The organism is Dolichospermum lemmermannii CS-548, assembly GCF_028330815.1.
GTDB classification, from domain to species: domain Bacteria; phylum Cyanobacteriota; class Cyanobacteriia; order Cyanobacteriales; family Nostocaceae; genus Dolichospermum; species Dolichospermum lemmermannii.
The window spans coordinates 23,999-31,709 of record NZ_JAQMTJ010000326.1; the positions used below are offsets into that span (position 1 = coordinate 23,999).

The 7,711-nt window shown below is 37.4% G+C and carries 6 protein-coding genes; all 6 read left to right on the forward strand.

Annotated features, from left to right (window positions below; genetic code table 11):
* Positions 1-7: 7 nt before the first annotated feature.
* The 6 genes from PN450_RS23600 to PN450_RS23625 all read left to right on the forward strand — a co-directional run bounded on the left by PN450_RS23600 (position 8) and on the right by PN450_RS23625 (position 7,219).
* Positions 8-1,378, forward strand: a complete 1,371-nt coding sequence (locus PN450_RS23600; protein WP_271837742.1) for an O-antigen ligase family protein — start codon at positions 8-10, stop codon at positions 1,376-1,378.
* On the forward strand, positions 1,375-2,562 hold the full coding sequence (locus tag PN450_RS23605; RefSeq protein ID WP_148764115.1) for a glycosyltransferase: 1,188 nt from the start codon (positions 1,375-1,377) through the stop codon (positions 2,560-2,562). The genes PN450_RS23600 and PN450_RS23605 overlap by 4 nt, the downstream gene beginning before the upstream one ends.
* 32 nt (positions 2,563-2,594) lie before the next feature.
* Positions 2,595-2,879: a ribonuclease toxin HepT-like protein gene (locus tag PN450_RS23610; protein ID WP_334311509.1), complete on the forward strand. Its 285-nt coding sequence runs from the start codon at positions 2,595-2,597 to the stop codon at positions 2,877-2,879.
* Between the two features lie 187 nt (positions 2,880-3,066).
* Positions 3,067-3,849, forward strand: coding sequence for a glycosyltransferase family 2 protein (locus PN450_RS23615; RefSeq protein ID WP_271837743.1), 783 nt, complete (start codon positions 3,067-3,069; stop codon positions 3,847-3,849).
* A gap of 179 nt (positions 3,850-4,028) precedes the next feature.
* The gene (locus PN450_RS23620) at positions 4,029-4,604 is read left to right on the forward strand and encodes a WcaF family extracellular polysaccharide biosynthesis acetyltransferase (RefSeq protein WP_148764101.1); all 576 of its coding nucleotides are present in this window, start codon (positions 4,029-4,031) and stop codon (positions 4,602-4,604) included.
* Positions 4,605-4,978: 374 nt separating this feature from the next.
* Complete coding sequence (locus PN450_RS23625; protein WP_271837744.1) at positions 4,979-7,219, forward strand: GumC family protein; 2,241 nt, start codon at positions 4,979-4,981, stop codon at positions 7,217-7,219.
* Positions 7,220-7,711: the final 492 nt, after the last annotated feature.

Sequence of the window (7,711 nt, forward strand, 5' to 3'; positions counted from 1 at the left end):
GGCATATATGAATTTTGTCAATCAATTACTTGATTTTATTGTCACACCTTTGGGTTTTATACTCTTAGGTGGTGGTTTATTCTTAGCTTTACAAGCGAACCAGAAACGCCCCTTTTTGGGCTGGTTTTTAGTAGCTATCTTTGGTTTTTCTGCTTCCCTCAATAAATTTGCCAACGAATTTATAAAAGAACCTCCACCGCTAGTTTTTCCCCTCCAGCAAATTCGTGAAGTTGGACGACCATTAACGATAGTTTTGCTGGTGTTATTAATATTTATTGCTTTAAAGGCAAAGAATATCTGGCGGAAAAAAATCATGCCTCAGCCGCTTATTTATCTGATCTTAGTTCAAAGTGTAATTTTCTTCAAAATATTAGTTTATGGAAATCCAGAATTTGCTTTTTTAAGTGCTGCTACCTTTGGGGGAGTAGTTTTAATGGTGATTATGGGTCCATCCCGATGGCTTCAGAACGAAGAGAATTTTCAACTAGGGGTATGGTCAATGGCTATGGTTGGGGTAATTTTTGGTGTTGCTAATGGTTATCAAGCATTAATTGATAAATATGCCATTACATTCGTTCATGGCTGGTTTTTGGGGACTACGGGCAATCCTCATCACGCAGCCATTTTGATTACTGCTACTATACCTGCCTTCTTATTCCTATTCTTTCATAATGAAAAACATTCGTGGATGAAGTGGATCTGGCTAGGGTTTTTAGCTTTAGCAATCTTTGGCTTATTGATGACCGCATCCCGCACAGGTACAATTGTGGCTGTTGTTTCAGTGCTGATTTTTTTCCGCCGTCAGGGTGGAAAATTATTGCAAATAGTATTGATTTTCGGAGTAATTGCAGCATTTGTTCTACCCTCCCTCAGTCCCACAGATCTAGATACACCAGGACTATTATCCGCAACCTCTTCCAAGTGGTCTAACTTAGACACCAGTACCCGTGACGGGGTTTGGAGTGGCTATTGGCGAATATTTCTAGAGTATCCCCTATTTGGAATGCCCTTTGCAGGCGATCGCCTGCGCTTTGGTGAAAGTTCATGGCTGGGTGTCTTGGGAAGCATGGGTTTAGTAGGTGCGATACCAATGTTTATGTTCGGTTGGACTAGTTTACAAATGATATTCAAGCTGGATCATCTCTCCAAAATTAGACCAGACTATTATCTAAAATGCAGTGTAGTTATAGCTGGGTTGCTTTCTTTGTTAGTTGGTGGTGCATCAGAAGCCTATCTATTAGGTAATTTGACATTCTCACTGCTTGCGGTTTTTTTATATCTTGTCCTCGGTAACTATTTGATTGAATTTGCACAGCGAGAGTATAATTACTCAATCTCTCAGTATTACCACAATTATATGCTTTCATCTGAATCATGAAGATTCTTCATGTCATTCCTTCTGTCGGTTCACACCGTGGAGGAGCAAGCCAAGCCGTCTTGGAAATGCTGCAATCTCTCAAAAATACCAAAGTTAACGTAGAATTAGTAACGACTAATGACAATGGAATTGATTTGCTAAATGTTCCATTGTGTCAATTGACTCAGTATCAAGAAATTCCTACTAGGTTCTTCCCCCGCTTCTCTCCCCAAGTCTCTTTTGTCCGTGAATTTGCCTTTTCTTGGGAGTTAACCAAATGGCTATGGAAACATATTCATGAATATGATTTAGTACATATTCATGCTTTATTTTCCTATGCCTCAACTGTGGCAATGATAATTGCTAGATTTCAGCAAGTACCGTATATTAATCAACCTCATGGTTTACTGTGTGAATGGTCTTTACAACAAAGTCAACTGAAAAAAAAGATATATTTATCACTGATAGAAAAAAGTAATCTTCAACATAGTCATATTTTACAACTAACTTCCACAAAGGAAGTTCAAGAAGTTGAACTGTTAGGGTTAGGAGTTCCACCCGTTGTTATGCCATTAGGATTACAAATTCCGGCAGATATTCCCCAAGCTCGTCAAAAATTACGGGAAATGTTTAACATACCTCCAGAGCAAACAATTATCTTATTTATGTCACGGTTACATTATAAAAAGGGATTAGATTATCTAATTCCGGCTCTGAGTAAAGTAAAAAGTAAAGAGTTTACATTCATCTTAGCAGGTAATGGTTCTCCAGATTATGAAGCCGAAATCAGTGAAATATTGATTAATAATCAACTTGATCATTGCACCCATCGTCCTGGATTTGTGACAGGTGAAATGAAAGATATTTTACTACAAGGATCTGATATATTTGTTCTGACTTCTCATTCTGAAAATTTTGGAGTTGTTGTCCTCGAAGCAATGGCAGCAGGTCTAACTACTATTGTCACTCCTGGTGTAGCTTTAGCTTCTATGATCCAAGATAATGATGTTGGTTACGTTCCCGAACTAGATATTGTAGAAATTACCAGCGTGATTGAACATTGTCTAGCTCATGCTCAAAAATCTAAAGAAATGGGCGATCGCGCCAGGCAGTTTATATTAGATAATTATACATGGGATAAGATAGCATTAAAAATGATTTCAGTGTATGAAGATATAATTTTTAGGTCCCCGACTTCTATTTAGATGAGATCTAAATAAAATTAACTGAAAAAAGCATTAACGCAGGTATGCCAAAAGCGGAAAATTGGCATGAACAACTATTGTTACAAATGGCAGAAATTGGTGGAGAAAATCGTCCTCCTTTATGGCAAGGTTCACTATTATTACAATTAAATGATTATCGCAAATTTAGACACTTAGCACGTCATAATTATAATCTGCAACTGCGAAAAGAAAGAGTATTAGAACTAGCCAAGCAAACAGAAGTAATTGTAGCAAAAATCCCAGCAGCGATCGCTATTTTTAATCAATGGTTAGAATCTCAAGTAAAAGACTTGTAAGTTACCAAATAATCTATTCAAACAAATGACTAACACACCTAACCAATACGAATATTCTTATCAAAATAGTCAACCTGGACAGTACAAATATCAAGTTTAAGTTTGCAGGTAGATTTCCCTATCTTTGGAAAACTATGTTGTGTTCTAGTACCATTCTCTAATAACAAGAATTTATTTGAATATCCTAATGTTAGAAAAAATTACACCTCTCATCCTTACCTATAACGAAGAAAATAACATTAATCGTACCCTGGAAAAACTTAAATGGGCAAGTAAAATCATTGTTATTGACAGTTATAGCACAGATAAAACATTAGAAATTTTGTCTTCCTATCCTCAATTAGAAGTATTTCCCAGGAAATTTGATTCCTTCGCTAGTCAATGCAATTATGGACTGTCAAAAATTACATCAGAATGGGTACTATCTCTAGATGCAGATTATATATTAACCGATGATTTAATTCGGGAAATTACATCTTTGCCAATAGATTCAGCTATAAATAGCTATAGTGTCAGGTTCAAATACTGTGTTTTTGGCAAACCCTTACGTGGTACTTTGCTTCCACCCCGCAAAGTCCTTTATAAAAAAGAAAAAGCAATTTATCAAAATGATGGACACGCCCATAAAGTGATTGTACAAGGTAAGTCTAGTCAATTATCAGCATACATCCACCATGACGATCGCAAACCATTGAGTCGTTGGTTATGGGCGCAAGATCGTTATATGGTAATTGAAAGTAAAAAACTTCTAGAAACACCAGAGCATGAGCTTAGTATAGGCGATCGCATCCGCAAACGCAAAATCCTCGCACCTTTAATAATCTTCATTTATTGTCTCATCCTCAAAGGCGCTATTCTCGACGGTTGGCATGGATGGTACTATACATTTCAGCGAGTTTTGGCAGAAATATTGCTGAGTATACATATAATAGAAGCAGAGAAAATAGATATTGAGCGAACCCAAAAATAAAAAACCACCAAACCCGACGGTAATATGACAACCCAAATCATCCCTAAGCCAGAGATACTACTCAATAAGATTCAAGCAAGAGAATCAATTGTTCGTATTCTCCGCGATAGTGTTCCCTGTTTTGGATTGTCTCAGGTCTTACTGGAGCCAGCTTTAACCCAGTTTTCGCCCCCCATTTTATGCGTTTAGATAATTACACAGTCGGCAGCTACACACCCGGAGCGACATATAGTCAACAACTTCTATGGTACTTCATTGGCTCACCATTAGTTGAAAGTTATTGGCTACCTATCTCATCTATAAAAGTTTCGATACTGAGGCTTTTTGGAGCTAGTATCGGCAAGGGTGTGAATATCAAGCCTGGAGTCCGCATTAAGTTTCCCTGGCGCTTGACCATTGGTAATCATGTTTGGATTGGAGAAAATACCTGGATTGACAATCTAGCAACCGTAGTCATCGAAAATCATGTGTGTTTATCCCAAGGCGTTTATCTGTGTACTGGTAATCATGACTGGAATCACCCCAATTTTCAACTGATTCCTGCCCCCATTCATATCCAAGAAGGTAGTTGGATAGCAGCGAAATCAGTCATTGGGCCTGGTGTCACCATTGGTAGGGGAGCAGTTTTAGCATTAGGTAGTGTCACAGGAAGATCCTTAGAGGCCAACATCATCTATTCAGGAAATCCGGCTCAACCAATCAAAAAAAGGACAGAATGCGAAGATGTTGTGTCTCGCACTGCCAAAAATGAATAGTTGCAAAAATTAGTATATAATGTACCAATATTGTTTGTGGCATTCCAGAAAGTTCAATAGTGACATAACCTAATGACAGCAAATTTTGCCCTAATGAGATACAAACTTGAATTATGAAACTCTTGTAGTGCAGGCATTTTGCCCCTGGATATGTACCTTATAAAACCGGAAAGTGCTGTATCCCTACTTTGATAAAGTGTCTAAATTGTGACAATTGTCATTTAAGCATATTCTCTATATCATCATTTAACCATCTTACCTTTTGAGTTTTTCAAATTTATGCTTAGTTGAATTGTTGAATTAACAAACAGCATTTCTTCACAATAGTAAAAACGTTTATTATCCTTCCCTTACCACTTACACAATAGAAATCAATGCTTAATAAGCAAATTACAAACCAGACAAATTCTATCAATAGCATCATTCCTACATCTGGATCATTTCCAGATTCTAAATTTTCTCAGTTTACTGAACAGGAACAGTCTGATGGTCTAAGTTTTAAGAGCTTTTTTGAACTTTTACAACGCCGAGCGATTGTCATTGTAGCGGTTATTTCTGCTGGTATGACTGGTGTTACTTATTTAACAATGACGCAAAAATCTATATATGGAGGAAATTTTCAAATCTTAGTTGAACCTGTTAATAATGATGATCAAGCAGAAAAAATAAGCCTGACAGACTCTCCTTTTTCTAAACCTGGACTAGATTACGAAAGTCAAATTCAAGTTCTTAAAAGTTCAGAACTGCTAGAACCAATTATTAAAAAATCGCGAGAATCATATCCTAACATTACCTATAACTCTCTTATTTCAAGTTTAAATATTCGTCGTATTGGAACGACAAAAATCATCGAAATCAGCTATCAAAGTAGTGATCGTCAAGAAATCCAATTCGTCTTAAATACATTTTCTGAATTCTATTTAAAATACAGCCTAAATAAGCGGAAAACCAAACTAAATCAAGGCGTTCAATTTGTAAATCAACAACTACCCGATATCCAAAATCGGGTGACACAGTTGCAAAAAGAACTGCAAATATTCCGCCAAAAATACAATTTTATTAGTCCAGAAAGCCAATCTGGAATAATTACTGGAAGTCTCCAATCTTTGACACAACAACGACTATCTGTAAATCAACAGTTAGCCGCTGCTAAAAATAATTATCTGAGATTGCAGGCACCAGAAGAACAATTGGCCATTCTCAATGATGCTCCTCTTTACCAACAGTTAATTGTCCAACAGCGCCAATTAGACACCCAAATATCTGGAGAATTAGCTCGATTTCAAACTGATAACCCAGTTATTCAAACCTTACAAGATAAAAGAAACAATCTCTTACCTATTATCAATGCAGAAGCAAAACGAATTTTGAACACTAGAATAGCTCAAGCGGCTGTTATCATTCGGAAAATAGAAGTAGATAATCAACAACTGACACAAGCAGAACAACAATTACAAAGCGAATTAAAACAACTACCAATTCTTTCTAGACAATACGCTGACATTCAACGGAATTTACAACTAGCAAATGAGAGTTTGACGAGGTTTTTAGCTAAGCGTGAACAATTACAAATAGACGTAGCACAAACAGAAATACCTTGGGAATTAATCCAAGCACCTGCTCAATCAAGATATCCAATTTCGCCAGATACTACCCGCAATTTACTATTGGGATTTGTGGCTAGTTCTTTATTAGGATTCGGTGTTGCCAAAATCATGGAAGATATAGATAATACCTATCACAGTATTGAAAATCTCCAGGATAAGATCGGAGTGCCTTTATTAGGGTCTATTCCCTTTAATAAAAACTTAATTCGGAGTCCATCTTCAAACCTGAGAAACATAGGAAAAGATCAAGAACCAGAAGTAGTTGTGGACCCTATTATGGCAAGTGATGAATATAACACTTCTCCTCGTCGTCCTTCCCCATCCAGATCTTATTATGGACAGGGATCATTTTGGGAATCCTTACAAGTTTTATATAGTAATATTCAACTGCTTAATTCTGATCGACCAATTAAGTCTTTCATTGTTTCCTCTGCTGTCCCCGGAGATGGTAAAAGTACGGTGGCATTTAGCTTGGCAAAAACAGCCGCGATCATGGGGAAAAAAGTATTACTTGTAGATTGTGACCTCCGCAAACCCAAGGTTCACAAATTATCACAATTAAATAATCTGTGGGGACTAAGTAGTTTAATTTCTTCAGATATAGATGTAGAGCAAGTAATTCAAAAAATACCTGGATTGAATGATTTATCTGTGATTACCGCAGGTCCTGTACCACCCGATCCTGCCCGGTTGCTCTCATCAGATAAAATGAGTCAAATAATGGACTATTTCACCGAGAATTTTGATTTAGTGATTTATGATACTCCTCCTTTGACAGGATTAGTAGATGCTAGATTGGTAGCAGTTCATACTGATGGTGTGATGCTAGTTGTAAGAATTGATAAAACAGATAAATCAGTCGCAAAGCAACTTGTTAATACGCTAAAAGCATCTCCCATCAATTTACTAGGATTAGTAGTCAACGGCGACAAATTCCGAGGACTCGGATATAACTATAATTCTAAATACAGTTCATATTACTATCCTGAGCGTCAATCGGTTAGTTAGGGTTTACTGATAGCGACCGTGCTAATTTCACAGCATGGTCTTGACGTTTCCTACTTATTTTGAGGTGGCGTTTTCCTAAAACCTGTCTAGCTTTGCCCCGATGCTCTTTCAGCGCTAGTAGACTGTCAAATTTATTTTGACGGGTTTTTGGTAGTGCGGGCATCTTGCCCGCGTGAGCGAGACGCTCACACTACAGTCCATCATTTTTATCTATCTGCTCAATAAATGTGAGCGAGACGCTCACACTACAGTCCATCATTTTTATCTTGACAAACTACTAGTTTGTCTCACCATCGAATTAAGTTCATTAGGGAACACCAAAAAATAAATTACCCAATTTTGTGGGATGGGTAGGTAGAGTCGAGGAGGGATATTATTCCCTGCCCCTCTCTGTTAAATCTGGGCGTGCAACTTTCACTGCACCCAGCTTCCGATGTTCTTAGCTTTCGCTTTTGCTCATGTGTATGTAATCGTGGCAGCTTTCGTGGATGG

Bases quoted from the DNA above. Each gene is read 5' to 3' on its own strand.
- PN450_RS23615 (WP_271837743.1), top strand. From the start codon at position 3,067: ATGTTAGAAAAAATTACACCTCTCATCCTTACCTATAACGAAGAAAAT.
- PN450_RS23620 (WP_148764101.1), top strand. From the start codon at position 4,029: ATGCGTTTAGATAATTACACAGTCGGCAGCTACACACCCGGAGCGACA.
- PN450_RS23605 (WP_148764115.1), top strand. From the start codon at position 1,375: ATGAAGATTCTTCATGTCATTCCTTCTGTCGGTTCACACCGTGGAGGA.
- PN450_RS23625 (WP_271837744.1), top strand. From the start codon at position 4,979: ATGCTTAATAAGCAAATTACAAACCAGACAAATTCTATCAATAGCATC.
- PN450_RS23600 (WP_271837742.1), top strand. From the start codon at position 8: ATGAATTTTGTCAATCAATTACTTGATTTTATTGTCACACCTTTGGGT.